Genomic DNA, 1,250 nt, shown 5'->3' on the forward strand with positions numbered 1-1,250 from the left:
ATTCGCGATTATAATGGAGGCACATAATGAGCCTGACGAAAAGAGTATGGGCAGCGGCATGCGCGGTGTTGCTTATGGCGGCGCTTGCAGGGTGCGGTAGCTTTGTCACGGGAGAACGCACCGCCGAAAACCAAGCGGCGGGCATAAACCAACCGGAGGCGAGGGGCGCGCTGATACCCGACCAAACGTGGCGCATCCGCCTGAATCCAAACGGATTTCACCTGAAGACAGAGCAGAGAGGGCACTATGCGACGATAGAAGGGGTGACGTTTATGACGAACGCTGGCTGGATGTCTTCAAGCGGCAGGCGAATGCCGAGCTATCGGTTCCGCTTTTACCGAGATGGTTTGTTGTTCGATTCCGATTTTATAGGCGAAGCATTGAAGCAACTGAGAAAGCTGGCGGAAGACTCGTCTGCCGGGATAGATTTCTGCGACTTCAGCAAAGGCGGCACGATTCCGCCTACGACACTCGTACTGTATACGATAGACAAGGAACCCGTCGGCTATGACGAATTGGACATTAGTAGCGAGTTCTTCCTTGTGGAGCAACTCGGCGGGCACGACTTTTAGCGCACAGAGACGCGGAAGCACGGCGCTTTTTGCGGGCTGACCGCAACTCGAAAGGAGCGGGACTGTCGCCTGACAGCCCCGCTTTTTTGTGCCTGTCACGCCTTCGGCGAAATCATTATGCCGAGTTTGCCGCAGATCTACGGCTTGCTATCGAGTTTGTTTACGCAAACTTGGGGCGTAGAAAAGCGCGGCTGAACGGCATAGAGGCGGCGTTTTTCGTCTGCGCCTCGTATCCGGCGCGGACTTGCCGCTGAATTGTAGCCACACGAAGGCACAGCGCGTGTAAAGACGCCTGTGCGTGCTCGGCAGAAAACGCTCGCGCGGGATTTGCCGACTTGTTCTATATCTCTGTATATTTACGACGTATAAAACGCGAAGAGCGTTTCTTATATAATGTATTACGGCGGAGGACGATGATGATAAAAGTTGCGACAATCGCGGGTTCCGATGCGTCGGGCGGCGCGGGGCTTGAGGCGGATTTGAAGACGTTTGAAGAATACGGGCTATACGGAATGGCGGCGGTTACCGCGCTCGCCACTATGGACCCGGCGCAGGAATGGGCGCACCGCGTGTTTCCGGTCAGCGGCGAGGCGCTTCGGGCGCAACTGGAAACGGTTTTCCGCGGGGTAGGCGTCCCGGCCGCGAAATGCGGTATGCTCGGCCGGCCGTCTGCGGTGG

General features: G+C 56.8%; 3 protein-coding genes. All 3 read left to right on the forward strand.

What is annotated here, in order from left to right; all coding sequences use genetic code 11:
• Window positions 1-26: 26 nt before the first annotated feature.
• On the forward strand, window positions 27-572 hold the full coding sequence (locus AWU74_RS05735) for a hypothetical protein (RefSeq protein ID WP_062328499.1): 546 nt from the start codon (window positions 27-29) through the stop codon (window positions 570-572).
• 29 nt (window positions 573-601) lie between these two features.
• The gene (locus AWU74_RS05740; protein WP_062328503.1) at window positions 602-826 is read left to right on the forward strand and encodes a hypothetical protein; all 225 of its coding nucleotides are present in this window, start codon (window positions 602-604) and stop codon (window positions 824-826) included.
• A 162-nt stretch (window positions 827-988) separates the two neighbouring features.
• The coding region (locus tag AWU74_RS05745; RefSeq protein ID WP_187150878.1) for a bifunctional hydroxymethylpyrimidine kinase/phosphomethylpyrimidine kinase at window positions 989-1,250 on the forward strand (262 nt) is incomplete at its 3' end.

This window comes from Treponema endosymbiont of Eucomonympha sp. (assembly GCF_001028545.1).

Coding starts and splice junctions, on each gene's coding strand:
- AWU74_RS05735 (WP_062328499.1), top strand. CDS start 27: ATGAGCCTGACGAAAAGAGTATGGGCAGCGGCATGCGCGGTGTTGCTT.